Source organism: Kutzneria sp. CA-103260, assembly GCF_018263855.1.
Lineage (GTDB): Bacteria > Actinomycetota > Actinomycetes > Mycobacteriales > Pseudonocardiaceae > Kutzneria.
Genome location: NZ_CP073318.1, coordinates 5,681,866 through 5,704,890, shown reverse-complemented (window position 1 = coordinate 5,704,890; position 23,025 = coordinate 5,681,866). Strand labels below are relative to the sequence as shown.

Below are 23,025 nucleotides of genomic sequence, written 5' to 3'. Positions count from 1 at the left end.
CCTCCCTCAGCCCTGACGGCTGCGCTGGTAGTGCCGGCGGGCCTTCATCCGGTTGCCGCACAACGCCATCGAGCACCACCGGGCGCTGTTCGGTTTGCTGTGGTCGATCAGGAACAGTCGGCACTCGGGGTTGGCGCACGGCCGCAGCCGGCCCGGGCTGCCGGTGCGCAGGGCGTCCCAGGCGAGCACGGCCCGCGCGGCGGCGGTTCGCCCGGCCGGCAGGTCGGCGGTCCAGGCCAGGCCGTCTCCGGCCAGCGACGCCCGGTAGCCGATACCGGTCACGAAGGGCGTCAGCTCGGCCGCGGTCGCATCGCCGCGGACCACGTCCTGCAACGCGTCGCGGGCGTCCACGACGGCCCGCCACTCGTCGTCGGAGGCCTCCTGGCCGTGCGCGACCAGCCAATCCCGGCCGGTCGCGGCGTCCTCGAGGGTGTCCCGCTGCGTGCCGTCCACCACCGGGGTCGTGTTGAGCAGGTCCAGCAGCAGTGTCTCGTCGGTCTCGCTCACCCTAACCTCCAAACCCATGCTTGACAGGTTACATCAGACCATGCTTGAGTCTAACCAGTCAAGCGAGCTTAAGGGGTTAGAGATGATGGCGATGACGATGTCCCCGCCCGGGCCGGCGCGGATGTTTCTCCGGGCCGAGTCGGCCGGCGCGGGTGTGCTCGTCGCCGCCATCGCGGCCGCCCTGGCCTGGGCCAACCTCGCCCCGGCGGGCTACGCGCACTTCTGGAATCTGAACTGCACGGTTCAGTTCGGTCCACTTGGGGTGGCGCTGAGCCTGCGAGACTGGGTCAACAGCGGCCTGATGACCCTGTTCTTCCTGGTCGTCGGCCTGGAGGCGCGGCGCGAGATCGACCTCGGCGACCTGCGCGACCACCGGCGGCTGATCCTGCCGGCGGCCGCCGGCCTGGTCGGCATGGCGCTCCCGGTCCTGATCTACCTGGGCGTCAACGGCGGCGGCCCCGGCGCGCACGGCTGGGGCGCGGCGATGTCCACCGACACCGCGCTGGCCCTGGGCGTGTTCACCGTCGTCGGCCGCGGCGTGCCGGACCGGGTGCGCAAGTTCGTGCTCACGGTGTTCGTCGTCGACGACATCGTCGCGCTGGTGGTCATCGCCGTGGCCTACAGCGGTGACGTCAAGCCGCTGGGCCTGGCCGTCGCCGGCCTCGCCTACGCGGGCGTGCTGCTCGGCCGGCGCCGGCTGGCGGTGTTCGCGGTGATGACCGTGGCGGTGTGGGGCGGGCTGCTGGCCTCCGGCATCGACCCGGTGGTCGCCGGTCTGGCCGCCGGCCTCGCGACCTCGGCCTACCTGCCCAAGCGGGTCGCACTGACCGAGGCGACGACCCTGGTCCGCCTGTTCCGCGAGCAGCCGACGCCCGAGCTGGCCCGGTCGGCGGCGATGGGCCTGAACTCCACGCTGTCGGCCAACGCCCGGCTCCAGCACGCGTTCCACCGCGCCACCAGCTTCGTCGTGGTGCCGCTGTTCGCACTGGCCAACGCCGGGATCACGCTGGACCCGGAGCAGCTGTTCACGCCGGTCGCCATCGGCATCTTCGCCGCCTACGTGCTCGGCAAGCCGATCGCCGTCGTCGCCACGTCGTGGCTGATCACCGTGCTGAGCAAGGGAAAGCTTCGGCCGTCGGTCGGCTGGGCGGCGGTTCTGGGCAGTGGCGCGATCGCCGGTGTCGGTTTCACGGTGTCGCTGCTGATCGCCGACCTGGCCTTCACCGGCCCGCAGCTGGACCAGGCCAAGACCGGCGTGCTGGCCTCGGCCGTCGGCGCGGCGCTGCTGAGCCTGGTCGTCTACCGGGTGACCGCGGCGCTGCCCGTCGGGCTGCGGACCCGCCTGCTGGTGGGAAAGTCCAGCCAGCTCACGGATCTGGTGCCGCCGGTCGACGTCGCCCGTGATCATGTCCGCGGCCCCGAGGACGCCGCCGTGACCGTGGTCGAGTACGGGGACTTCGAGTGCCCGTGGACCGGCATGGCCGCGCCGACCGCCCGGGAACTGTTGGCCGACAACGACGACATCCGCTACGTCTGGCGGCACCTGCCGCTGCCCGACGTGCACCCGCACGCCCAGTTGGCCGCCGAGGCGGCCGAGGCCGCCGGCGCGCAGGGCCAGTTCTGGGCCATGCACGACATGTTGCTGGCCAACCAGACCGACCTCGCCCCGGACGATCTGACCACGTACGCGGAACTGCTGGGGCTGGACGTCGAGCGCTTCCGCGACGACCTGCGCCGCCGCGCCACCGCGGTCAAGGTGGCGCAGGACGTCGAATCGGCCGATCTGTCCGGAGTTGCCGGCACACCAACGTTTTTCATCAACGGCCGGCGTCATGAGGGGCCGCAGGACCTGACCGCCCTCAACGACGTCATCCAGGCCGCACGGACCCACGCCGTCGCGTTCGCGACGGTCTAGCAGAGGAGACGAAGTCATGGGACTGGCATGGCAGCAAGGACCGCTGGCCGGCAAGGCGGTCGGGCACTTCTTGACCGAACAGCCGTTGCCGGAGCGCCTGCTGTTCGCCGAGCCGCTGCGCCGGCGGATGCGGGTGCGGCTCGGCGGTGAGTGGATCGCCGACAGCGAGGACGTGATCCTGCTGCACGAGCCGGGGCGCTACCCGGTCGCGTACTTCCCGCTGGCCGACGTGTCCGAGGGCGTGTTGGCTCCGGAAACCCGGACCACCAAACACAAGGATCTTGGCGCCACCGCGTGGTTCACCGTGAACGGTGTGCCGCACGCCGCCTGGCAATTCAGCGATCTGCCGGCCCACGCGGCGATCCTGCGGGACCGGGTCGCCTTCGCCTGGCGGGCCATGGATGCCTTCTACGAGGAGGACGAGCGGATCGTCGGCCACGCCGCCGACATGTACCACCGGATCGACATCCGCAAGACCTCGCGGCACCTCGTCGTCAAGGACGGCGACCGGGTCGTCGCCGACACCCACCACCCGCTGGCCCTGTACGAGTCGGGCTTCGCGCCCCGCTGGTACGTGCCGCGCGAGGACATCGACCAGTCGGCGCTGACCCCGGTCGACGGCCAGACCTTCTGCCCGTACAAGGGATTGGCCAGCTACTACGACATCGGCTCGCGCAAGCGCGCCGCCTGGGGCTACCCGGAGGCGTGGCCGGAGGTCGAGGCCGTGTCCGGCTGGATCTCCTTCGAGCCGGACGTCGTGGACGTCTGGCTGGACGACCGGAAGCAGACCCTGGAACCCGGGCAGAGCGTTGTGCCGCATGGCATCGACCGCGGCCTGGACCCCGAGGAACTGAACCAGAAGGGCCACTGACATGTCTCTCGAGAACCGCACCGTCCTGGTCGTCGGCCGTGGCAGCGGCATCGCCCGCGCCATCACGCTGGCCGTCCGCGCCGCCGGGGCCAAGGTTGTCGTCGCCGGCCGTGACCGGGACAAGCTGGCCGCCGCCTACGCCGACCCCGGCATCACCGCCGAGCAGGTCGATCTGGCCGACGAGGCCAGCATCGCCGCACTGGCCGAGCGGCTGGGGGCCGTCGACCACGTCGTGTCCACCGCCTCGGCGCGGGCCCGCGGCACCGCCCAGGCCCTGACCCACGAGGCCGTTCTCGCCTCGTTCAGCGTCAAGGCGGTCGGCCCGATCTTCCTGGCCAAGCACTTCGCGCCCCGTATGCCGGCCGACGGCTCGTTCGTCTTCTTCTCCGGAGCCTCGGCGCGCAAGGCCATGCCCGGCATGCTGGCCGTCGGCGGCACCAACGCCGCCGTCGACGCCATCGTCCGCGGCCTGGCCGTAGAACTCGCGCCGATCCGGGTCAACGCCGTCTCGCCCGGCACCATCGATTCCGGCGCCTACGACGCCCTCGGCGACGAGGCCAAGTCCGCCCTGTTCGCCAACCGCGAGGCCACCAGCCCGGCCCGCCGCATCGGCACCGTCGACGACATCGCCGGTGTTGTCCTGTTCGCCCTCGACTCCACCTTCATGACCGGCGTCTCGCTGGCCATCGACGGTGGCGAACCGCTCGTGTGAGGAGTGCTGGCCATGACCACCATCGTCGTTCCCGTGCTCGGCCCGATCCCGCCCATCGTCATCAAGCGAGGCCAGTGATGGACTTCCGCATCGAGGTGCTCACCCTGCCCGTCTCCGACGTGGACCGGGCCCTGCGCTTCTACACCGAGCAGGTCGGCTTCGCGCTGGACGTGGACTACGGGCCCAACGACCGGTTCCGGGTCGTGCAGCTCACCCCGCCCGGCTCCGCCGCCTCCGTGCAGTTCGGCGTCGGCCTCACCGACGCCGAACCCGGCTCCGCCCGGGACAACTACCTTGTGGTGTCGGACATCGAGGCCGCCCACCGGGAGCTGGCCGGGCGGGGTGTGCCGGTCAGTCCGTTGCGGCACAAGGCGTCCGCCGACTGGCAGGGCGACTTCGCGCCCGGCGTCGACCCGGAACGCCGGCCGTACGCCAGTTTCCTGGACTTCGCCGACCCCGACGGCAACACCTGGATCATCCAGGAGAAGTAGTTCAGCCCATGCTGGGCGGGGTGAAGGGGCCGGCGGGCAGCCCGACCTGACGCAGCACGTCGGCGAGGTTGTAGTAGTCGTCGACCGCCGTGATGAGGTTGTGGCGCGTGGTGATCACGGTGCTCACCGGCACGGCGAAGGACTTGCCGGCCGCGCTGTAGGGCGGGGTCAGCGCGGCCTTGTCGGTGAAGGTCCCGCTGAACGTCCACGTCACAGCGATGTTGTCGCCCGAGCAGAACGCGTTCTTGACCGTGACCTTGGCGTTGGCGATGCTCCGCATGGTCAGCTCCACCCACAGCTTCGCGCCGGCCGGCCCGGTGAACGCGGCCTGGAAGGCGTGGTCGGTGTAGACGCCGTCGGGGGCGAACAGTGCGCCCATCGCCGCGCCGTCGCCGGTGTTCCAGGCGTTGACCCACTGCTGGGCGAGCCGCGGCAGATGCTGGCGCTGGGCCGCGGCAGCCTCCTGGGCCGGCACCGCCGACGCGGACGGGGCGGTGAGCGCGATCCCTGTGGTGAGCGCGACACCAGCGACGAGGGCGGTGGCGGTGACACGGCGGCGAGTGACGCGAGACATGGCAGAGGTCCTTCCGGGATCACGGGGCCGGGGTTGCCGGTCCGGCACCGTCGGTGCCGAGAAGAACCTTGCCGTGGCGGGGGCGGGGCATGCGTCGGCGAGAACTACGTAGTTACTCACCAGGCAGGTCGAGCCGGGCCAACCGGTCCGGGTCGGCCAGGATGTTGATCTCCACGATGCGGCCGCCGCGCACCGTCGGGCAGAACACCGCGGCGGGCCGGCCGCCGGGCATCGGGACCACGCCGGCCTGGCCGTTGATGACGACCGGCCGCACCGTCGCCGCACCCCGGGAGAACAGCAGCGCCTGCGAGGCCACGTTGGCCGCGCCGCGCACCAGCTTCGACGGGCCGGCGGGGCCGAAATCCACCCGTAGCACGACATCCGGGTCCAGCACCGCGACCAGGGCCTCGAAATCGCCGGCCCGAGACGCTGCCATGAACGCCTCGATCACCTCGCGCTGCGCCGGCAGGTCCGCGTCCGGCAGCGCCGCGCCGCGGACCCGGCGGCGGGCCCGGCTCGCCAGCTGGGTGGCGTTGGCCGTGCTGCGCCGCACGATCGGCGCGATCTGGTCGAACGGCACGCCGAACATGTCGTGCAGCACGAACGACAGCCGCTCGGCCGGCGTCAGCGTTTCCAACACCACCAGCAGCGCCAGGCCCACCGAGTCGGCCAGCACCGCCTCCTCGGCCGGATCCGGATCGGCCGCCGCCACGATCGGATCCGGCACGTGCGTGTCCAGCGACTCCTCGCGGCGGACCTTGCGGGACTTCAGCATGTCCAGGCACACCCGGCTGACCACCGTCGTCAGCCACGCCCCCAGGTTCGCCACCTCGTCCGCGTCCGTCCGGGCCAGCCGCAGCCAGGACTCCTGCACCGCGTCCTCGGCGTCGGTCACCGAACCCAGCATCCGATAGGCCACCGCGCGCAGGCGGTCCCGGTGCGACTCGAACCGCTCGGCCAGAAACTCGTCCACTGTCAGTCCTCTCCGTCCGTCCTTGCTGATGACGATTCGGAGCGGACTTTCATGACAGGGTCAGCCGCGCGGGTAGCCCCGGCGGACCGTGCGCTCCAGGATGCCGAGGGTGGCCCGCAGCGACTTCTGGTCGATCACCGGAAAGATGCCCCGCGCACGCCACTCGTCGCTGATGCCGGACCAGTCGTAGTAGGAGGTCACGAGCGTGCCGCCGTCGACCGGTTCGAGGCGGTAGCCGTAGACGTGGCCGATCGGCGGCTTGATCGTGCCCTCGATGGACCAGGCGATCTCCCGGTCCGGCTCGAACGCCGTGATGACCACCGTCACGTCGTATCGGCCCAGCGGCACGTCGCCCAGGCCCTCGCGGTCCATGTGCACCAGGAACCGGTCGCCGACCGCCGTCACCGGCTTGCCCTCGGCGTCCATCAGCATGCCGGAGGCGTCGATGGCCACATGGCCCTGCGGGTCGGCCAGCACGGCGAATACCTCCGCCGCCTCGGCCGGGATCGTTCTGGCGATTTCGATGCGTTCGTCCACGGTTGCCAACATAGGCCAACGCCTCCCGCGCCGTCGGGAGCGGGAGGCGTCGCGTCGCAGCGCGGGTTCCGGCTACTGGAAGCTGACGGCGGTGGGCTCGATCACCAGGACGACGCGGTCGGCGGCGTCACCGGGCGGGCCGGAGCGGTCGAGGCTGTAGCGGCGGGCCAGGGTCTGGAAGAACTCGCCGGCGGGGTCGGGCTCGACGGCGACGACGGTGCCGCGCAGCTCCAGGTAGCGGTACGGCTGGTCGGGGTCGTTGACCGACAGAGAGACGTGCGGGTCGGCGGCGATGTTGCGGTACTTCTGGCGGGTGGTGGTGTGGGTGAGCCGGATGTGCGAACCGTCCCACAGGAACCACATCGGGTTGACCTGGATGAAGCCGTCGGGACGGCGGGTCCCGAAATGGCCGTAGATGGGCCGTTCCAGCAGGTCAAGGTGCGATTCCGGCACAATGGTCATGAACTTTCCTCCCCATGGGCGGCCGATGTCGATACGGCCGCGACGCCTCCGACCTTAGGGCGTGACCACCGGAACCGAGGGAGCAGTCATGTCTGAGCGTGTTGTCAATGTCGCCGCGGGGATGCAGGAGACGGACCAGGCGGTGCCGGTGCGGGACGAGCGGCACGAGGCGCTGGGGGTGCTGATCGGGAACTGGATCAACGAGGGCCGCACGGCGGGCGGGGCGCCGATCCTGACCAGTGACGTGTACGAGTGGGCGCTGGGCGGGTTTTTCGTGGTGCACACGGCGTTCGGCCGGATCGGGGACACCGGGGTCGGGGGCATCGAGATGATCGGCGTGGACGGGGACGCCTACTTCTCCACCTTCTACGACAGCTTCGGCAACGTGCACCGGTCCCGGCTGGAGATCGACGGGGACGAGCTGCGGTGGATCGGGGAGCGGACCCGCTGCACGGTGACGCTGGCCGACGGTGGCGCGACCCAGATCGCCCGGCACGAGGCGAGCGCGGACGGGGTGAGCTGGAGCCGGTCGATGGACGTCACCCTGCGCAAGACGGCCTGACGGGTTTGACCAGGCCGAAGGATCGCGTCACGGCCGCGGACCGGCGCCAGCGGGGCGTAGACGGCGTCCTGGGCGAAGATCCGGGCGGTGGGCGACGGCCAGCAGCGCGCCGGCGATGGTGATCAGCGCGCCGACGACCTGGACCCCGGTGAACGACTCGTGCAGGAACAGCACGGAGAAGAACGTGCCGAAAACGGGCACCGTGAACATGGTGACGGTGGCGGTGACCGGGCTGACCGAGCGGAGTCCGCGGTAGTAGAACAGGTAGGCGACGGCGGTCGGTCCGATGGCCAGGAAGACGACGTTGGCCCAAGTGGACGGTTGCACCGCGGCCCAGTCCGCAGTGGACAGTGACGGGATCGCCGTCAGGGTCAAGGCCAGCGCGCCGATCCCGGTGGCGTACGTCGTCGCGCGCAGCGGTTCCATCCCACCCAGCACCTTCTTCGAGGCGATGCTGTAGGCGGCCCAACAGGCCGCGGCCACCAGGTAGATGAGGTCGCCGGCCAGGCGCGAGCCGGTCAGCCCGCCGCCACCGATGCCGAGGAAGAACACCACTGCCCCGGCGACGCCGAGCGTCAGGCCGGCCACCCGCACGAAGGAGGCGGATTCCCGGCCGGTCACAAGGAAAACGATGGCCGTCAGCACCGGGCTCAGCACCGGCACGATGACGCTGCCGTCGATGGCCGGGGCCAGGGAGACGCCCCAGAAGAAGAAAAAGTTGTACGCGAACACGCCGATCAGCCCGACCGAGCCGGCAATCCCCAGCTCCCGCCAGGAGAACCGGCCCGGGCCGGGGCGTAAGCACAGCAGCAGCGCGAGAATGACCGCGCCGCCACCGAATCGCAGCATCGCCGCCACGTCGTGGGGCAGCTGCCCGACCACGACCTTGGAACTGGTGAACCCGGACCCGAACAGGACCATCGTGATGAGCAGGTAGAGATGTGCGCCGCGTCGTTCCACATGTCACATGCTCCTGCCGATCACCGCCGGAGTCTTGTACGTTCCTGACATGGTCGGCGAGTCCGCGGTCAGCGCGTGGCGGCCCGAAGTCCCGGGCGTCACCGAGGTTTTCCACGCCCACTTCCTGCGGCACGCCTACCCGGTGCACACCCACACCGTGTGGACGCTGCTGATCCTCGACGACGGCGTGCTGCGGTTCGACCTGGACCGGCACGACCACGGCACGCTGCGGTCCCAGGTTGTGCTGCTGCCGCCGCACATTCCCCACGACGGCCGGACCGCCGCCCCACAGGGCTTCCGCAAGCGGGTGATCTACCTGGCCGAGGACGCCCTCGACGCCGATCTGATCGGCGCGGCCACGGATCGTCCGAACCTGGCCGATTCCTTGCTGTGGCAGCGAGTCAGCCGCCTGCACGGCACCCTGGCCCAGCCCGGCGAGTCCTTCGAGGCGCAGAGCCGCCTGGCCCTGATCGTCGACCGCCTGGGCACGCACCTGCGCCGCCACCCCACCCGCGTGGCCCCACCGCCTCGCGGCGTCGCCGATGACCTGCACGACCTGCTGGACGAGCGGCTGACCACGGGCCTCACCCTCGACGAGGCGGCCGGCCTGCTGCACACCCATCCCGCCCACCTGGTCCGGGCCTTCACCCGCCGCTTCGGCATCCCACCGCACCTGTACCTGACCGGTAGGCGCGTGGAACTGGCCCGGCAGTTGCTGCTGTCCGGCCTACCGGCCGGGTCGGTGGCCGCGGAGGTGGGGTTCTACGACCAGTCGCACCTGACCCGCCACTTCAAGCGAATGTTGGGTGTGAGTCCAGCGCGCTATGCGCGCCGTCGTTGAGCCGGACCGAAACCGGCCAGGAAGGCGTCGAGCCCCAGCCGCCAGCGGCGGTCCACCGACTGCCGCGAGCCGCCGAGCCGCTGCGCCCCCTCGGCCCCGGCCAGTCCCTCGACAAAAACGAAGAACAGCAAGGAGATGTCGGTCGGGTCGCCGACCAGCAGACCGGCGTCGACGGCGGCGCGCACGTGCTGGACGAAGACCTTGCGCACCTTGACCCCGGCCCGGACCTCCTCGGTGGTGGGGTCGAAGTCGGCGAACGGCCGGGAGAACATGACCTGGGCCAGCACCGGGTGGTCGAGCAGGAACCGGCGGAAGGCGTCGGCCAGGCGACGCAGGTCGGCCAGGGGGTCAGCGGTGGGGTTGAGCGCGGCGAGCTCGTCGGCCAGCAGCCGGAAGCCCTCGATGAAGACCTCCCGGACCAGCCCGGCCTTGTCGCCGAAGACCTCGTAGATCGCCGGCAGCGAGGCGTTGGCCCGCCGGGCCACGGTCCGCGTGGTCAGGCCGGCCACGCCCTCCTCGGCCAGCACGGCCATGGCGCTGGCCAGCCCGCGCTCGCGGAGGGCGTCGGTGCGCTGCTTCACCCGGGGCATCCCGCAAGCTTACCACCAGGGGTGACAGTCGTTACGGAACAATGATACGGAACGCTGTTAGGTGTATAAAGACCGTATGGAGACCGTTCTTGAGCTGCTTGGTGACCGCTGGCGACGGGGCAGCAGGCCCGGCGACCGCGACGACGACGCGCGGCTGGTGCTGCTGGTCGAGGGCGGCAGCTCGCGCGGCGCGTACTCCAGCGGCATGACCATCGCCATCGAGCGGCTGGGCCTGTTGCCGGCGTTCGACGCGGTCTACGGCAGCTCGGCGGGCTCGCTGAACGCGGCCTGGCTGCTGTGCGGACAGGCGGAGAAAACCCAGCACGCGTGGTGGGACCCGGTGATCATGGGCACGACCATCAACGTCGGCCGGGCCCTGCGCCGGCAGCCGGTGGTGGACACCCGCTACCTCGTGCACACCGTCTACACCGAGGTCATGCCGATGGGCTTCCGGGAGATCCTGGACAACCCGGTGGAGTTCCACCCGATGGCCACCGACGCCCACACCGGCAAGGCCGTCGACCTGCACGGCCACCTCCGCGACCAGGCCAGTGTGCAGACCGCGCTGCTGGCCTCGACGGCGATGCCGGTGCTGGCCGGCCATCCGATCGAGATTGACGGCCGGTCCTATGTGGACGCCGGCCTGAGCGAGTCGGTGCCGATCCGGTCGGCGCTGGCCCAGGGGGCCACGCACATCGTCGCGCTGCGCACCATGCGCGCCGACGAGACCTCGTCGGCCCCGTCCCGCCTCGAACGTCTGGTGGCCTCGCGCTGGTTCGCCCGGCACGCCCCGGGAACGCTCGACTCCTGGATACGCCACGACATTCTCCGCGCCGAGGAGGAGCGGCTGCTGGCCTCGCATCCGGCCACGCTGCAGATCCGGCCGCCGCTGGGCAGTACCAACATCGGCCGCACATCGCGCCGTCTGGACGTGCTGCGCGCGGCCGTCGACATCGGCCGGGAGGCGGCGCTGGCCGAGCTGGCCGGCTGTGTGGAAGAGCCACTGGAGACGACCTAGGAGGTCGACAATGCCCGACACCGCCCTCGGCGCCGCCAAGACCGCGACCCTACCCGGTGGGCGGGTCGCCTACACCGAGCGCGGCTCCGGCCCGCCGGTCGTGTTCGTGCACGGCCTGCTGGTCAACTCCAACCTCTGGCGCAAGGTCGTGCCGATGCTCGTCGACGCCGGGTTCCGTTGCCTGGCACTGGATCTTCCGCTCGGTGCGCACCAGGTGCCGATGGCGGCCGACGCCGACCTGACGCCGCCCGGGGTGGCCCGGCTGATCGCCGAGTTCCTCGACGCCCTCGACCTGGTCGACGTGACGGTGGTGGCCAACGACACCGGCGGCGCGCTCACGCAGATCCTGATGGCCAACAATCCCGAGCGGCTGGGCCACGTGGTGCTCACGCCGTGCGACGCCTTCGAGGAGTTCTTCCCCGAACCGTTCAACGCGCTGCCCAAGATGATGCGGCTGCCCGGCGCGGCGTTCCTGCTCAGCCGGCTGCTGACACTGCCGGCCGTGCAACGCCGGCCGAACACCTTCGGGTGGCTGGCCAAGAGCGGGATTCCGGCCGAGATCATGGCTTCGTACGTGCGACCGGCGAAGGAAAGCCGGCGGATTCGCCGTGACCTCAAGCGATTCCTGCTCGGCGTGGACAGCCGGCACACCCTGGCCGCCGCGGAGAAGCTGACCGGTTACGGAAAGCCGGTGCTGCTGGTTCGCGCGGCCGACGACCGGATCTTCGCCGCCCACCTGTTCGACCGGCTCGCGGCCACGCTGCCCGACGCCCGCCTGGTCACGGTGGCCGACTCGTACACCTTCGTCTCCGAGGACCAGCCGGCCGAACTGGCCAAGCTGATCGCCGACTTCGCGGCGTGAAACCCGGTCAGAGCAAGCCGTTCAGCCGCGCCCGATGAGCCGCGGCGGTCCGGTTGTGCACGTCCAGCTTGCGCATGGCCGATCGCAGGTAGGCCTTGACGGTCTCCAGGCTCAGCCCGAGCCGGACGGCGATCTCCAGGTTGCTGGCGCCCACCTCGACCAGTCGCAGCGTGTCGATCTCCCGTGGCGACAGCGGCGAGCGAGGGTCCACATGCGACGGTTGGCCGGTCAGCTCCTGCTGGATCCGGACCAGCCGGGCCCGCAGCCGCGGATCCCTGGTGTCACGGATGATCGCCGCCAGCTCGGCCAGCGCGCCCCGGCCACGGCGCAGCCGGTTCTCGACGTCGGACCGCAGCTGCTCGGCCACCACGACGGCGCTGCGCACGGTTCGATCGCCGATCGGCCGGCGGTCGCGCACCGCGCCGTACAGGACGCCATGGACCTCACCCCACACCACGACCGGCACGGCGAAGACGGACGTGAACCGCTCCGCCCGCACCGCCTGGTCGTACTCGTGAGTGATCGCCGCCGTGGTCACGTAGTCGTTGACCCGCAGCGGCGTGCCGCGGCGCAACACGCTGCCGCCCAACCCTTTTCCCGACTGCACAACGAGTCCGTGCATGGCGTCCCCGACGGTGCCCAGGTGGCGGTCGAGCACCAGTTGCCCGTCGGCGAGGCCCCCGCCGAGCACGACCGGCATGCCGGTCACCCGGCGCAGCTGCTCCAGCCGGTCCGGCAGCAGCTCGTCGATCGCCTGGCGGGCAACGGGATCGCCGCCGGTCATGGCTGGTCGAACACCATGCAGGAGCTGGTCGCGTGGGCCAGCAGCCGATCGGCCGAGTCCCGCAGTTCGGCGTTGGCCAGGGCGGTGCGGCGGCCGCGGTTGAGCACGGTGCCGATGGCCCGGACGGCGCCGGTGTCCGCGGTGATGGGGCGAAGGTAATGCACCGTCAGGTCAAGGGTTGTGTAGCCGACGCCGGCCGGCACCGTCGTGTGCACGGCGCTGCCGGCGGCACTGTCCAGAAGGGTCGCCGCGACGCCGCCGTGCACCATGCCGATGGGGTTGTACAGGTGCTCGCCGATCTCGCCGACGAGCACCACCCGGCCCCGCTCGACCTCGGCCAGCCGGAACCCGATGGTGCTGGCGATCGGCATCCGCCCCTCTTCGCCGGCGTCGAGCAGGTGGCGGGTGAACTCCAGGCCGTCCATGCCGCGCCCGAGCTTGTCCAGCTCCCGCGGGTCGTTCCAGGTATACGTGCGGGTTCGCGCCATGGTGCGATCGTACTCCGATGTGCTCGGACATCCTACTGTCGGACGTCATACTTTATGGGGCGTCGACCGGGAACAACATGCAGGAACTGGTGGCATGGGCCAGCAATCGGTCCGCCGGGTCGCGCAGCTCGGCCTGAGCCAGCGCGGTTCGGCGGCCGCGGTTGAGCACCGTGCCGATGGCCCGGACCAGGCCGGTTTCCGCGGTGATCGGACGCAGGTAATGGACGGTCAGATCGAGGCTGCTGTAGGCGGTCCCGGCGGGCAGTGTGGTGTGCACGGCGCTGCCGGCGACACTGTCCAGAAGGGACGCGGCGACGCCGCCGTGTACCGATCCGATCGGGTTGTACAGATGCTCGCCGACCTCGCAGGTGATCACCACCCGGCCTGGATCAGCTTTGGTGACCCGGAATCCAAGGGTGCTGCCCATCGGAATCCCGCCCTCCCGCACCAGGAAGCGCATGAACTCCAGGCCGTCCATGCCGTGGGCGGCCTTGGCCTGCTCGCGCGGATCGGCCCACTCGTGAGTTCGCTCCCGGGTGACTGTCCCGCGCTCCTCGTCGAGCCGATTGTCGATCATGGCGAATCCTCCGCGCTGACAAGGCTTTGCGCCTCAACCCGAGTGGCGTTAACGACCGTTAACATCATCGGCGCGGAGAACGGCCCGAGGCAATGCGGCTACCCTCGAAAGAGGGTAGCCGCCGGTGATCACGGGTCACAGCGGGGAGTTGGCCCCTCGCGGATCAGGTTGTGGTTGAGCATGTTGCCGACCGGCTCGCCGACCTCATCGGCGGTCAGGCCGGCGACGCCCTCCCGGGACAGCTTGGCCCGCACCCCGGCCACCAGGTGCTCGATGCGCTTGGCGCCCCAGCCGCCGTCCGGTTGCAGCTCACCGAGGTGCCGCGCGGTCTGCAGGTACGACAGCGGCTGCGGATACGACTCGTGCATCAGGTAGCGCTGGCCCAGCACCACCAGCACCAGTCGCTCCACTGGGGACAGTCGGTAGGTCTTGGGCGGCTGCGTGGGGTCGGCGTGCCGGGAGGACGGCCGGCTGGTCTCCGGGCCGGCGACGAAGATCTCCATCACGTGCTCGCGGCCGCTCGACCCGTGCACGAACAGCGGCGTGTAGCCCTCGGCCAGCGGGATCGGCTCGTCCTCCGGGAACAGCAGCCGCGAGCCGGGCAGCCGCACGATCGCTCGGGAGCGGTCCCCGATCCCGGTGCTGGCCACTACCGCGGGAGCTTGGCCACGGCCGGCGCGGCCAGCGTCCGGGCCTGGGCGCACATCTGGTCCTGCGGCAGGTCGCCGGCCACGACGACCAGCAGCAGCTCGTCCTTGGGCGTGTCGTCGCCGTCGCGGAACTGGTCGGCGACCACGGCGATCTCGCACGACCCGTCGCCGTAGTAGTTGCCCTTGTCGAACGCGGCGTGACCGGCGATCTCCAGCGGCTGCCCGTCGGAGGCATTCGGCGGGGAGTCGCGGTCGAAGCGCAGGGTCAACTGCTCCCGCTTGGTCGTGCTCTGCCAGACGCAGCCCCAGTTGCCGAAGTCCGGCTGCGGGTGCAGCGCGTCCACGCCGGGGAACAGGCTGAGCGCGTCGTTGTCCAGCAGGGTGCAGGCGTCGGAGTAGAACAGCGACTTCGGGTTCAGCTGGGCCGTCCGCTTCGGGATCGCGCCCGCGGCCACGACCGACACCGCCTTGGCCGTGGCCGTGTCGGCGATCTCGCAGAGGTTGACCGGGCCGTTGCCCTCGTCCACCTTGGCGGTGATGTCGATGTTGCCGCGCGGCAGGGGCAGGGTCCGGTCGCACTGGCCGCCGCTGACCGGGCTGGTCACCACGGTCACGCCGCTCATGGTCTGCACCTGCCCCGTGGGCGGCGGCGTGTTGCCGAACTCGACCTTCACGTCGACCTGGCTGGAACCGGGGTTGATCAGCACGTCGCAGCGGGCGAAGTCGCCGTAGTACGGGTTCAGGTCGGTGGTGCCGAACCGCCCCAGCGCCTTCGTGTCGAGCAGCGCGCACGGATCGGGGCCGCGCTGGTCGGCCAGAATGTCGGGGGAGTCGTGGGGAAGCAACACGATCGCCGCCACTGTTGTCACGACAACCAGAACGGCTGCGGGCACCACCCAGCGGAGCACCCGCCGGGAACGCTTGCGGGGCTTGCGGATCGCGACCGGCGGCCGTCCGGTGGCGACGGCTTCGAGCAGTTGGCGGGCGTGCTCGGCCGTCGGCCGGCTGTCCGGGTCCGGGGCCATCAGCTCGGCCAGCACCGGCGTGAGCGGGCCGGCCTGCTTGGGCGTGGCGACGCTACGGGCGATCGCCCGCCGCAGCTGGGCCCTCGGATTGGCCTGGCCGTACGGGGAAACGCCCTCGACCGCCGCGAACAGCGTGGCCCCCAAGGAGAACACGTCCGAGGCCGGCGACGGATTCCGGCCGTCGGCCACCTCTGGCGCCACATAGCCGGGAGTGCCCGGCACCAGCGTGGCGTCGGAGACCGTCACCTCCGACTCCGCCGCGTCCGAACTGCCGAAGTCGCTCAGCTTGGCGTGGTCGTCGTCGCCGACCAGGATGTTCTGCGGCTTCACGTCCCCGTGCACGATGTGGGCCGCGTGCACCGCCTGCAACGCCCGCGCCACCTGCGCGCCGATGGCCGCGGCCCGGATCGGTGGCAGCACCCCCTGCCGGTCCAGGCTGCTCAGCTCGACGTACTCCATCACCAGCCACACGCTGTCGCCGTCCGGCTCCACGTCCAGCAGCGTGACGATGTTCGGATGGTTCAGGCCGGCCAGGATCTCCGCCTCGCGGCGCAGCCGCCGCGTCCGCGCCGAACCGCTCTCCTCGCTGGCCGAGGCCCGCTTCAGCGCCACCCGCCGGTTCAGCTTGGTGTCCACCCCCAGCCAGACCACCGCGTTCCCGCCCGCTCCCACCTTCTCGCCCAGGCGGTACCGCCCGGCGATGAGCTGGTTCGCCTCCACGCCCGCAGACCCTATTGCACTGCGACCATTGGCGGCACCGCTGTTGCCCCCTTCAGACCATCTCGGTCGGTTTCCCGTCTGGACATCGAGAGTTGTCTTTTCCAACTGACTCTGCCAGGCTGGGCCGCGAGTGAGTAGCAAAACTGGACCCACTGGAGGTCGGCATGGCGAAAATCCCGGCACGCCTGGAGAACCACCCGTCGGTGCGGGCCGTGCGCGAACGGCCGGCCGACACCCCGGCGCCGGTGATCGACGCGGACTGGCTGCGCAAGCTGTGCCTGGACGCCGGCGTCGACGACGTCGGCTTCGTGCCGCTGAACCATCCCGACCTCGGCAGCGAGGTCGAGCACGCCGAACACGCGCTGCCCGGGGCTCGCAGCTACATCTGTCTGGTCGCCCGGATGAACCGCGACAACGTGCGCTCACCGGCGCGCAGTGTCGCCAACCAGGAGTTCCACCGCACCGGCGAAGTGCTCAACGAGGCCGCGTACCGGATCGTGCGGGCCCTGGAGGACGCCGGCCACCGGGCCATCAACCCGTCGATCGCGTTCCCGATGGAGATGGGCCGGTACCCCGGGCGGATCTGGGTGGTCGCCCACAAGCCGATCGCCGTCGCCGCCGGCATGGGCGCGATGGGCATCCACCGCAACGTGATCCACCCCAAGTACGGCAACTTCATCCTGCTCGGCACCATCCTGGTCGCCGCCGAGATCAGCGAGCATGGCCAGCAGTTGGACTACAACCCCTGCCTGGAGTGCAAGCTGTGCGTCGCCGCCTGTCCGGTCGGCGCCATCAGCAAGGACGGCGGGTTCGACTGGATGGCCTGCTCCACCCACAACTACCGGGAATTCATGGGTGGCTTCACCGAATGGGTGGAGACCATCGCCGACAGCAAGGACGGCGAGGAGTTCCGGGACCGGGTCAGCGACTCCGAGAACGCCTCGATGTGGCAGAGCCTGACGTTCAAGCCCAACTACAAGGCCGCCTACTGCCTGGCTGTCTGCCCAGCCGGCGAGGACGTGCTGCCGCCCTACCTGGACGACCGGCGGGCCTTCATGGACACCGTGCTGAAGCCGTTGCAGGACAAGGTGGAGCCGATCTACGTGCTGGCCGACTCCGAAGCCAAGGCGCACGTGGAGAAGCGGTTCCCGCACAAGCTCACGATCGAGGTCACCGGCGGGCATCGGCCTCCGCGCTGACCGCCAGGTTCTCCAGCGCCGCTCGCACGGAGTCGAACGGGGTCGGGCTCCGCAGCGCGCGGCTGGTCACCAGCGCTCCCTGCGCGCCGGTGACCACCGCCTCGGCGAGCCGGCCGGCGGCGTCGCCGTCCAGTCCCAAGGCTTCGAGGCGGGCGGCCATGGCTTCGATGATCATCGTGAACAGCCGACCGCCGAGGTCGCCGAGTTCGCCCTCGATGACGATCGGCGCGATGGTGCAGCCCTCGCGGTAGTCGCTGGCCACCAGCCGCTCGCGGGCCTGGTCGAGGTAGGAGCGGACCAGGCCGGCGGGGGAGGAGGCCTCGGCCTGCTCGATGTGGTCGATCTGCTCCCGGGTGTGCTGTTCCGCGGCCTCCACGGCAAGCTCGGACTTGCCGCCGGGGAAGTGGAAGTACACCGAGCCGCGCGGGGCCTCGCTCAGTTCGAGCACGTCGGAGAGCGCGGTGGCGTGGTAGCCCCGCTCGCGGATGAGCCGCCGGGCGGCGACCACCATCTTCTGCTTCGCGTCGGACCGTCGGCCTGCCATGCCCCGATTCTACCTGAAGGTATGTCGTACGACATAGCTTGTTGACATGTATGCCGTACGACATAGCATGGAGGCATGTCTTCTGTGCTCATCACCGGCGCGTCCCGGGGCATCGGCCGGGCCGTCGCCGTCGAACTGGCTGGTCGAGGCCATCGGGTGATCGCCACCGCCCGCCAGCCGGAGGCGCTGGCCGACCTGCCCGTCGACCAGCGGCTACGCCTCGACGTCACCGATCAGGACAGCGTCGACCGGGCCGTCGCGGCCGCCGGGGAGGTCGACGTGCTGGTCAGCAACGCCGGCGCCACGGTCCGCGCGCCGCTGGAGGGCGTGCCGCTGGCCGAGGTCGAGAAACTGTTCCAGCTCAACACCTTCGGCGCGTTGCGGGTGGCCCAGGCGGTGCTGCCGGCGATGCGCGAGCGGGGAGCGGGTCGGCTGGTGTTCGTCTCCAGCGTCCAGGGGCGGCTGGTGCTGCCGATCATCGCACCCTACGGCGCGAGCAAATGGGCGCTGGAAGCGCTGGCTGAGGGCCTTGCCCTTGAGGCAGGCCACTTCGGCGTCAAGGTGAGCATCGTCCAGCCCGGCGCGGTCGCCACCGACGGCGCCTCCGGGGCTCCGTCCTTCTTCACCGACGACGACCCGTATCTGCCGCTGTACCAACAACTCGGTGCTCTGCGGGGCGAAGTCGTCACGGCAGAGGAAGTCGCAGCCGCCGTGGCCGACACGATCGAGCACCCCGATCCGCCGCTGCGGGTGCCGGCCGGGTCGCCGGCCGAGCGGGCGTTGCAGGCCCGCAAGCAGGCCCCGGAGGACAAGCCGTTCCGGCTCGCCGAACTCAACTGGTAAGGAGAATCCTGATGTCACAACGCATTCTCGTCACCGGGGCCACCGGTCGCACCGGCGGCGGCGCGGTGGCCACGCTGCTCCAGCAGGGCCACGAGGTTCGGGCCCTGGTCCATCACGACGACGACCGCTCGGCGCGGCTCGCCGCTGACGGCGTGGACATCGTCGTCGGCGACCTGCTCGACTTCGACGCCGTTTCCCGTGCTACCAAAGGCATCGACGCCGCCTACTTCGTGCACCCCATCGCGCCCGGATTGCTCGACGCCACCGCCACGATGCTCCAGGCCGCCGAGGACAACGACGTCCGCGCCCTGGTCAACATGTCGCAGATATCGGCCCGCCGTGACGCCGGTAGCAACGCCGCCCGCCAGCACTGGTTGTCCGAACGCCTGCTCGACCACTTCCCCGGTGCTGTCACCCATCTGCGGCCCACGTTCTTCGCCGAGTGGCTGTACATCTTCGCTGACCACGCCGCCGGCGAGCTGCGGCTGCCCTTCGCCGACGCCCGGCACGCCCCCATCGCCGCCGAGGACCAGGGCCGCGTGATCGCCGCGATTCTCGCCGATCCCGGGCCCCACGCCGGAAAGACCTATCCGCTGCACGGCCCGGTCGAGCTCGACCACCACCAGATCGCCGACGCCGTCAGCCGCACCCTGGGCACTCCGTTCACCTACGTGCCGATCTCCATCGACGAGTTCCGAGCCGACCTCGCGCGTCAGGGCCACAACCCCCACCGCATCCAGCACCTCGCGAACGTCGCTGTCGACTACCGCAACGGCATCTTCGCCGGCACCAACGACATCGTCCGCACGGTGACCGGCGTCGAACCCCTGACCGTGGAAGCCTTCGTGGACCGCAACCGCGACCAGTTCGCCGTGCGGTAAGCCTTTCCGTGGCAGGATGGCTTCAGTGAAGCCGCCTGGGGGGGTGTCCCTATGTCGTTGTCAAGCCGCGGCTGCGGCGGGGACGGGTTCGGGATTCCGGTAGTAGGAGCGGTTGCGCAGCATCGCGTAGACCACGTCGCAACGGCGCCGGGCCAGGCAGATCAGGGCGGCGTTATGTTTCTTGCCCTCAGCCCGTTTCCGGTCGTAGTAGGCCCTGCTGGTGGGGTCGGACAGCGCGGCGAACGCAGCCAGGAAGAACGCGCGTTTGAGTTTGCGGTTGCCGGTCCGGGCGGGGTGCTCGCCCTTGATCGAGGAGCCGGAGCTGCGAGTGACCGGTGCGATGCCGGCGTAGGCGGCCAGGTGGCCGGAGGACTTGAACGCCGAGGCGTCGCCGATCTCCAGCAGGATCCGGGCGGCGGTCCTGACCCCGATGCCGGGCATCGAGATCAGGACCCCGGCAAGAGGGTGCGTGTCGAGTATCTCCTCGACTTCGGCAGCGACCTGTTTGCGTTGCTGGAGAATGGTTTTCAGGCTGTCAGCCAAGCGGGGCAGCACGGTGTCGGCTGCGGCGGTGCCCGGGACGGTGACCGTCTGCTCGTCCAGCGCGGTCAGGATCGCGGTGACCAGTTTGTCGCCCATGCGGGGTGCGTGCGCGGTGGCGATAGCGGTGATTTTGCGTCGTCCGGCGGCGCGGATTCCGGTGGGGCCGCCGCAGCGGGACAGGATCTCCAGCACGGCCGGGTGGCTGATCCTGGGGCCGATTGCGCGTTCGAGTGCGGGGTGGATGCCGGTGAGCAGGCCGCGGATGCGGTTGCCGATGCGGGTGGCTTCGCCGGCCAGGTCGTCGTCGAAGCCGACCAGCACCTCCAGTTCGGCCAGGGCGTCGTCGCCGACGTCGACTGGGCGCAGGGTGTGCGGCAGCGAGCGGGCGGCGTCGGCGATGATGAACGCATCTCGGGCGTCGGTCTTGGCCTTGCCGGGGTAGAGGTCGGCGATGCGGCGCATGGCCAGGCCGGGCAGGTAGGCGACCTGGTGGCCGGCGGCGCGGGCGACCGCGACCGGCAGCGCGCCGATCGTGGCTGGTTGGTCGACCACGACCAGCAGCGGGCCGTGGGTGGCGAGTTTGTCGAACAGCGCCCGGAGTTTGGGTTCGCTGTTGGGCAGGGGGGCGTCGTGCAGCCGCTTGCCGGCAGGGTCCAGGCCGACGGCGTGGTGGGCGTCCTTGCCGACGTCCAGGCCGAGGAACACCCCGAAATCGCTGGTCATCCGTCATGCCGTCCGTTCGTTGTGTGTGGTCGCCGGTCGAGCATCGATGGCCGGCACCCACGTTACGACGAGACCTGCCCGGTGGGCGGCCGTGTCCCTATCAGCGGTCCTTCGATGCCACCAGGTCCGGTGACACCACCCCCCGGATCATGGGTTCGACTGGGGGCGTTAGTCATGCCGGGCCTGGCGACCACGACTCCTTGATCAGGAGCTACGAAAAAGGTAACGGGGGAGGCCGGATGCTGCGTGCGTCGAAGGGTCGGTTGGCGCCGTTTCGGGACAGTCGTTTCCGACTGTTCTTCGTGACCTATTCCGGATCGCTGCTGGGGTCGGCGATGGCCTCGGTGGGGCTGTCGTTCGCGGTGCTGGGCAGCACCGGTTCACCGGCTGACCTGGGCTATGTGCTGGCGGCGCGGATCGTGCCGCTGGTGCTGTTCCTGGTCGGCGGCGGTGTGCTCGGCGACCGCCTGCCGCGCCGGCTGGTGATGCTGACCGCCGACGGCGTCCGGGCGGTCAGCCAGGGCGGTGTGGCGCTGTTGTTCGCGCTGGGCCACCCGCCGCTGGGCGCGGTGATGGCGCTGGCCGCGATCGGCGGGCTTGGTGAGGCGCTGTTCACCCCGTCGCTGGAAGGACTCGTGCCGGCGCTGACCCCACGCGAATATCTGCACGAGGCCAACGCCCTGATCGGGCTGTCCCGATCCGCCACCAGCATCGCCGGCCCGGCGCTGGCCGGCGTGCTGGTCGCCCTGGTCGGCGCGCCCGCGGTGCTGGCCGTCGATGCGCTCAGCTACGCCCTCAGCGTGGTGGGCCTGGCCCTGCTGAAGGTGCCAGCGACGGCGTTTGGCCACCGCGACTCACTGCTGACGCAGCTGCGTGAGGGCTGGACCCAGTTCAGCTCGCGGACCTGGCTGTGGGCCATCACCACTCAGTTCGCCCTGTTCAACCTCCTGGTGTGGGCGCCATATCTGGTGCTGGGACCGGCCTCGGCGCAGGCCCACTACGGCGGGGCCGGGGCGTGGGGCGCGATCATGGCCGGCTACGGGATCGGGGCCATGGTCACCGGGTTCGCCCTGCTGGGCCGGCGGCCCCGCCGACCGCTGGCCGTGGCCACCGCCGTCTCGTTCCTGTGGGCGGCGCCCTCGGCCTGCCTGGTGGCCGGCCTGCCGTTGGCGCTCGTGGTGGTCGGCGCGGCGGGCGCCGGATGCGCCGGCGCGGTGTTCAACACCTTGTGGTCCACCACCGTGCAGCAGCAGGTGCCGGCCGAGGCGTTGTCCCGCGTCAACTCCTACGTCTCGTTCGGGTCCTACGCCTTGGGGCCGATCGGGTTGGCGGTGGCCGGAGTGGTGGCCGGCGCCACCAGCATCGGCGCCGTGCTCGCGGTCGGCGTCGGCTGGCAGTTGGTGGCCAGCGCCGTGGTGCTGGCCCTGCCCTCGGTCCGGGCCGTGACGAACGTGCGTCAGCCCTCGCCGTGAACGGTGGCGGCCAGCGCCCGGTGGAAGTCCGTGAGCATGGCCGTCATCTTGGGCGCGAGTGCCTGCAACACCTCGGGATCGGGCTGGCCGGGCGTCTGCAGCGACTCGCGGACGGTGTGCGCCAACAACTTCGCCGTGGCCTCGTCGCTGTGCGTGTCGGCGAACGCCCCCAGCATCGGCCGCGCCAGGTAGAACCCGGTCTGCACGGCGGTCATCAGGTAGCGCTGGCTCTCCAGGTCCTGGTCGGTGCGGACCAGGCCGTGCTCGCGCAGCACCTGGAACATGTCGCCGAACAGGTCGATCTTCACCCGCCGCAGCGGCGCGATGGTGGGATCCGCCGCCAGATCGCCCAGGATCTCCACGTCCCGGCTGAACATGGCCCGCAGCAGCGGCCGCTTCATCACGCCCAGGTAGACCATCTGCGCCTGCTCGGCCGGCAGCATCATCACCGGATCCCGCCGCAGCGCGTCCAGCATGTCGGCGGTCATCGCCACCGACTCCCGCACCAGCACACTCACGAACAGCTCGGCGCGGTTGCGGAAGTGCAGGTAGACAGTGCCTTTGCCGATGCCGGCGTGCTTGGCGACATCCTCGATGGTCACCCGCTTGTAGCCCCAGCGCAGCACCAACTCGGCGGCGGCGTCCAGGATCCGCTCGCCGCGCTCGTCGTCCCGCCCGGGCATCCACCGCTCCCTCATGAC

27 protein-coding genes are annotated in these 23,025 nt (G+C 70.6%); 12 read left to right on the top strand and 15 right to left on the bottom strand.

Annotation, left to right across the window (positions count from 1 at the left end; translation table 11 throughout):
* Positions 1–6 precede the first annotated feature (6 nt).
* Entirely contained in the window at positions 7–507 is a 501-nt protein-coding gene (locus JJ691_RS24840; RefSeq protein WP_249228161.1) for a CGNR zinc finger domain-containing protein, read from the bottom strand.
* 91 nt (positions 508–598) lie between these two features.
* Between JJ691_RS24840 and JJ691_RS24835 the strand changes: the two genes are divergently transcribed.
* From JJ691_RS24835 to JJ691_RS24820, 4 genes are all read left to right on the top strand, one after another.
* Positions 599–2,422, top strand: a complete 1,824-nt coding sequence (locus JJ691_RS24835; protein ID WP_211771105.1) for a Na+/H+ antiporter NhaA — start codon at positions 599–601, stop codon at positions 2,420–2,422.
* 16 nt (positions 2,423–2,438) lie between these two features.
* Positions 2,439–3,293: a DUF427 domain-containing protein gene (locus JJ691_RS24830; protein ID WP_211771104.1), complete on the top strand. Its 855-nt coding sequence runs from the start codon at positions 2,439–2,441 to the stop codon at positions 3,291–3,293.
* A 1-nt stretch (position 3,294) separates the two neighbouring features.
* Complete coding sequence (locus tag JJ691_RS24825) at positions 3,295–4,005, top strand: SDR family oxidoreductase (RefSeq protein WP_211771103.1); 711 nt, start codon at positions 3,295–3,297, stop codon at positions 4,003–4,005.
* 77 nt (positions 4,006–4,082) lie between these two features.
* On the top strand, positions 4,083–4,496 hold the full coding sequence (locus tag JJ691_RS24820; protein ID WP_211771102.1) for a VOC family protein: 414 nt from the start codon (positions 4,083–4,085) through the stop codon (positions 4,494–4,496).
* Between the two features lies 1 nt (position 4,497).
* Here the strand turns inward: JJ691_RS24820 and JJ691_RS24815 are convergent, their stop codons facing one another.
* The 4 genes from JJ691_RS24815 to JJ691_RS24800 all read right to left on the bottom strand — a co-directional run bounded on the left by JJ691_RS24815 (position 4,498) and on the right by JJ691_RS24800 (position 7,042).
* On the bottom strand, positions 4,498–5,070 hold the full coding sequence (locus tag JJ691_RS24815) for a nuclear transport factor 2 family protein (RefSeq protein WP_211771101.1): 573 nt from the start codon (positions 5,068–5,070) through the stop codon (positions 4,498–4,500).
* Between the two features lie 112 nt (positions 5,071–5,182).
* On the bottom strand, positions 5,183–6,049 hold the full coding sequence (locus JJ691_RS24810) for a sigma-70 family RNA polymerase sigma factor (RefSeq protein ID WP_211771690.1): 867 nt from the start codon (positions 6,047–6,049) through the stop codon (positions 5,183–5,185).
* Positions 6,050–6,103: 54 nt separating this feature from the next.
* On the bottom strand, positions 6,104–6,580 hold the full coding sequence (locus JJ691_RS24805) for an SRPBCC family protein (protein ID WP_249228160.1): 477 nt from the start codon (positions 6,578–6,580) through the stop codon (positions 6,104–6,106).
* A 72-nt stretch (positions 6,581–6,652) separates the two neighbouring features.
* Complete coding sequence (locus tag JJ691_RS24800; protein WP_211771099.1) at positions 6,653–7,042, bottom strand: PPOX class F420-dependent oxidoreductase; 390 nt, start codon at positions 7,040–7,042, stop codon at positions 6,653–6,655.
* An 88-nt stretch (positions 7,043–7,130) separates the two neighbouring features.
* Between JJ691_RS24800 and JJ691_RS24795 the strand changes: the two genes are divergently transcribed.
* On the top strand, positions 7,131–7,604 hold the full coding sequence (locus tag JJ691_RS24795; RefSeq protein ID WP_211771098.1) for a hypothetical protein: 474 nt from the start codon (positions 7,131–7,133) through the stop codon (positions 7,602–7,604).
* 27 nt (positions 7,605–7,631) lie between these two features.
* On the opposite strand, the gene JJ691_RS24790 is transcribed toward JJ691_RS24795, so the two are convergent.
* Positions 7,632–8,564, bottom strand: coding sequence for a DMT family transporter (locus JJ691_RS24790; RefSeq protein ID WP_211771097.1), 933 nt, complete (start codon positions 8,562–8,564; stop codon positions 7,632–7,634).
* Positions 8,565–8,613: 49 nt separating this feature from the next.
* Between JJ691_RS24790 and JJ691_RS24785 the strand changes: the two genes are divergently transcribed.
* Positions 8,614–9,405 carry a helix-turn-helix transcriptional regulator gene (locus tag JJ691_RS24785; RefSeq protein ID WP_211771096.1) on the top strand — a complete coding sequence of 264 codons (792 nt, stop codon included), beginning with the start codon at positions 8,614–8,616 and terminating at the stop codon, positions 9,403–9,405.
* Here the strand turns inward: JJ691_RS24785 and JJ691_RS24780 are convergent.
* Positions 9,387–9,995: a TetR/AcrR family transcriptional regulator gene (locus JJ691_RS24780; protein ID WP_211771095.1), complete on the bottom strand. Its 609-nt coding sequence runs from the start codon at positions 9,993–9,995 to the stop codon at positions 9,387–9,389. The genes JJ691_RS24785 and JJ691_RS24780 overlap by 19 nt on opposite strands.
* Positions 9,996–10,071: 76 nt before the next feature.
* On the opposite strand from JJ691_RS24780, the gene JJ691_RS24775 reads away from it, so the two are divergent.
* Complete coding sequence (locus JJ691_RS24775) at positions 10,072–11,013, top strand: patatin-like phospholipase family protein (RefSeq protein ID WP_211771094.1); 942 nt, start codon at positions 10,072–10,074, stop codon at positions 11,011–11,013.
* A gap of 10 nt (positions 11,014–11,023) precedes the next feature.
* Positions 11,024–11,875 carry an alpha/beta fold hydrolase gene (locus tag JJ691_RS24770; protein WP_211771093.1) on the top strand — a complete coding sequence of 284 codons (852 nt, stop codon included), beginning with the start codon at positions 11,024–11,026 and terminating at the stop codon, positions 11,873–11,875.
* A gap of 7 nt (positions 11,876–11,882) precedes the next feature.
* On the opposite strand, the gene JJ691_RS24765 is transcribed toward JJ691_RS24770, so the two are convergent.
* From JJ691_RS24765 to JJ691_RS24745, 5 genes are all read right to left on the bottom strand, one after another.
* Positions 11,883–12,659, bottom strand: a complete 777-nt coding sequence (locus JJ691_RS24765; RefSeq protein WP_211771092.1) for a LuxR C-terminal-related transcriptional regulator — start codon at positions 12,657–12,659, stop codon at positions 11,883–11,885.
* Positions 12,656–13,147 carry a PaaI family thioesterase gene (locus JJ691_RS24760; RefSeq protein WP_211771091.1) on the bottom strand — a complete coding sequence of 164 codons (492 nt, stop codon included), beginning with the start codon at positions 13,145–13,147 and terminating at the stop codon, positions 12,656–12,658. Before JJ691_RS24760 ends, JJ691_RS24765 begins: the two co-directional genes overlap by 4 nt.
* A gap of 52 nt (positions 13,148–13,199) precedes the next feature.
* The gene (locus JJ691_RS24755; protein ID WP_211771090.1) at positions 13,200–13,724 is read right to left on the bottom strand and encodes a PaaI family thioesterase; all 525 of its coding nucleotides are present in this window, start codon (positions 13,722–13,724) and stop codon (positions 13,200–13,202) included.
* A gap of 128 nt (positions 13,725–13,852) precedes the next feature.
* Positions 13,853–14,374, bottom strand: coding sequence for a hypothetical protein (locus tag JJ691_RS24750; RefSeq protein WP_211771089.1), 522 nt, complete (start codon positions 14,372–14,374; stop codon positions 13,853–13,855).
* Positions 14,374–16,119 (bottom strand): serine/threonine-protein kinase, encoded by a 1,746-nt coding sequence (locus JJ691_RS24745; protein ID WP_211771088.1) that lies wholly within the window; start codon positions 16,117–16,119, stop codon positions 14,374–14,376. Before JJ691_RS24745 ends, JJ691_RS24750 begins: the two co-directional genes overlap by 1 nt.
* A gap of 164 nt (positions 16,120–16,283) precedes the next feature.
* Here JJ691_RS24745 and JJ691_RS24740 point away from each other — a divergent pair, with 164 nt between their 5' ends.
* On the top strand, positions 16,284–17,318 hold the full coding sequence (locus JJ691_RS24740) for a 4Fe-4S binding protein (protein WP_211771087.1): 1,035 nt from the start codon (positions 16,284–16,286) through the stop codon (positions 17,316–17,318).
* Here JJ691_RS24740 and JJ691_RS24735 read toward each other — a convergent pair.
* Complete coding sequence (locus tag JJ691_RS24735; protein WP_211771086.1) at positions 17,290–17,862, bottom strand: TetR/AcrR family transcriptional regulator; 573 nt, start codon at positions 17,860–17,862, stop codon at positions 17,290–17,292. The two genes, JJ691_RS24740 and JJ691_RS24735, sit on opposite strands and share 29 nt — an antisense overlap.
* Positions 17,863–17,937: 75 nt before the next feature.
* Here JJ691_RS24735 and JJ691_RS24730 point away from each other — a divergent pair, with 75 nt between their 5' ends.
* Both JJ691_RS24730 and JJ691_RS24725 read left to right on the top strand, forming a co-directional pair.
* Positions 17,938–18,705, top strand: coding sequence for an SDR family oxidoreductase (locus JJ691_RS24730; RefSeq protein WP_211771085.1), 768 nt, complete (start codon positions 17,938–17,940; stop codon positions 18,703–18,705).
* 11 nt (positions 18,706–18,716) lie between these two features.
* Positions 18,717–19,586: an NmrA family NAD(P)-binding protein gene (locus tag JJ691_RS24725; RefSeq protein ID WP_211771084.1), complete on the top strand. Its 870-nt coding sequence runs from the start codon at positions 18,717–18,719 to the stop codon at positions 19,584–19,586.
* Between the two features lie 60 nt (positions 19,587–19,646).
* On the opposite strand, the gene JJ691_RS24720 is transcribed toward JJ691_RS24725, so the two are convergent.
* Entirely contained in the window at positions 19,647–20,852 is a 1,206-nt protein-coding gene (locus JJ691_RS24720) for an IS110 family transposase (protein WP_211764232.1), read from the bottom strand.
* 5 nt (positions 20,853–20,857) lie between these two features.
* Here JJ691_RS24720 and JJ691_RS24715 point away from each other — a divergent pair, with 5 nt between their 5' ends.
* Positions 20,858–22,324 carry an MFS transporter gene (locus JJ691_RS24715; protein WP_306291381.1) on the top strand — a complete coding sequence of 489 codons (1,467 nt, stop codon included), beginning with the start codon at positions 20,858–20,860 and terminating at the stop codon, positions 22,322–22,324.
* Here JJ691_RS24715 and JJ691_RS24710 read toward each other — a convergent pair.
* Positions 22,309–23,022: a TetR/AcrR family transcriptional regulator gene (locus JJ691_RS24710; RefSeq protein ID WP_211771082.1), complete on the bottom strand. Its 714-nt coding sequence runs from the start codon at positions 23,020–23,022 to the stop codon at positions 22,309–22,311. The two genes, JJ691_RS24715 and JJ691_RS24710, sit on opposite strands and share 16 nt — an antisense overlap.
* Between the last annotated feature and the right edge of the window lie 3 nt (positions 23,023–23,025).

Coding starts and splice junctions, on each gene's coding strand:
- JJ691_RS24835 (WP_211771105.1), top strand. CDS start 599: ATGACGATGTCCCCGCCCGGGCCGGCGCGGATGTTTCTCCGGGCCGAG.
- JJ691_RS24830 (WP_211771104.1), top strand. CDS start 2,439: ATGGGACTGGCATGGCAGCAAGGACCGCTGGCCGGCAAGGCGGTCGGG.
- JJ691_RS24825 (WP_211771103.1), top strand. CDS start 3,295: ATGTCTCTCGAGAACCGCACCGTCCTGGTCGTCGGCCGTGGCAGCGGC.
- JJ691_RS24820 (WP_211771102.1), top strand. CDS start 4,083: ATGGACTTCCGCATCGAGGTGCTCACCCTGCCCGTCTCCGACGTGGAC.
- JJ691_RS24815 (WP_211771101.1), bottom strand. CDS start 5,070: ATGTCTCGCGTCACTCGCCGCCGTGTCACCGCCACCGCCCTCGTCGCT.
- JJ691_RS24800 (WP_211771099.1), bottom strand. CDS start 7,042: ATGACCATTGTGCCGGAATCGCACCTTGACCTGCTGGAACGGCCCATC.
- JJ691_RS24795 (WP_211771098.1), top strand. CDS start 7,131: ATGTCTGAGCGTGTTGTCAATGTCGCCGCGGGGATGCAGGAGACGGAC.
- JJ691_RS24785 (WP_211771096.1), top strand. CDS start 8,614: ATGGTCGGCGAGTCCGCGGTCAGCGCGTGGCGGCCCGAAGTCCCGGGC.
- JJ691_RS24780 (WP_211771095.1), bottom strand. CDS start 9,995: ATGCCCCGGGTGAAGCAGCGCACCGACGCCCTCCGCGAGCGCGGGCTG.
- JJ691_RS24775 (WP_211771094.1), top strand. CDS start 10,072: ATGGAGACCGTTCTTGAGCTGCTTGGTGACCGCTGGCGACGGGGCAGC.
- JJ691_RS24770 (WP_211771093.1), top strand. CDS start 11,024: ATGCCCGACACCGCCCTCGGCGCCGCCAAGACCGCGACCCTACCCGGT.
- JJ691_RS24765 (WP_211771092.1), bottom strand. CDS start 12,659: ATGACCGGCGGCGATCCCGTTGCCCGCCAGGCGATCGACGAGCTGCTG.
- JJ691_RS24760 (WP_211771091.1), bottom strand. CDS start 13,147: ATGGCGCGAACCCGCACGTATACCTGGAACGACCCGCGGGAGCTGGAC.
- JJ691_RS24755 (WP_211771090.1), bottom strand. CDS start 13,724: ATGATCGACAATCGGCTCGACGAGGAGCGCGGGACAGTCACCCGGGAG.
- JJ691_RS24740 (WP_211771087.1), top strand. CDS start 16,284: ATGGCGAAAATCCCGGCACGCCTGGAGAACCACCCGTCGGTGCGGGCC.
- JJ691_RS24735 (WP_211771086.1), bottom strand. CDS start 17,862: ATGGCAGGCCGACGGTCCGACGCGAAGCAGAAGATGGTGGTCGCCGCC.
- JJ691_RS24730 (WP_211771085.1), top strand. CDS start 17,938: ATGTCTTCTGTGCTCATCACCGGCGCGTCCCGGGGCATCGGCCGGGCC.
- JJ691_RS24725 (WP_211771084.1), top strand. CDS start 18,717: ATGTCACAACGCATTCTCGTCACCGGGGCCACCGGTCGCACCGGCGGC.
- JJ691_RS24720 (WP_211764232.1), bottom strand. CDS start 20,852: ATGACCAGCGATTTCGGGGTGTTCCTCGGCCTGGACGTCGGCAAGGAC.
- JJ691_RS24715 (WP_306291381.1), top strand. CDS start 20,858: ATGCCGTCCGTTCGTTGTGTGTGGTCGCCGGTCGAGCATCGATGGCCG.
- JJ691_RS24710 (WP_211771082.1), bottom strand. CDS start 23,022: ATGAGGGAGCGGTGGATGCCCGGGCGGGACGACGAGCGCGGCGAGCGG.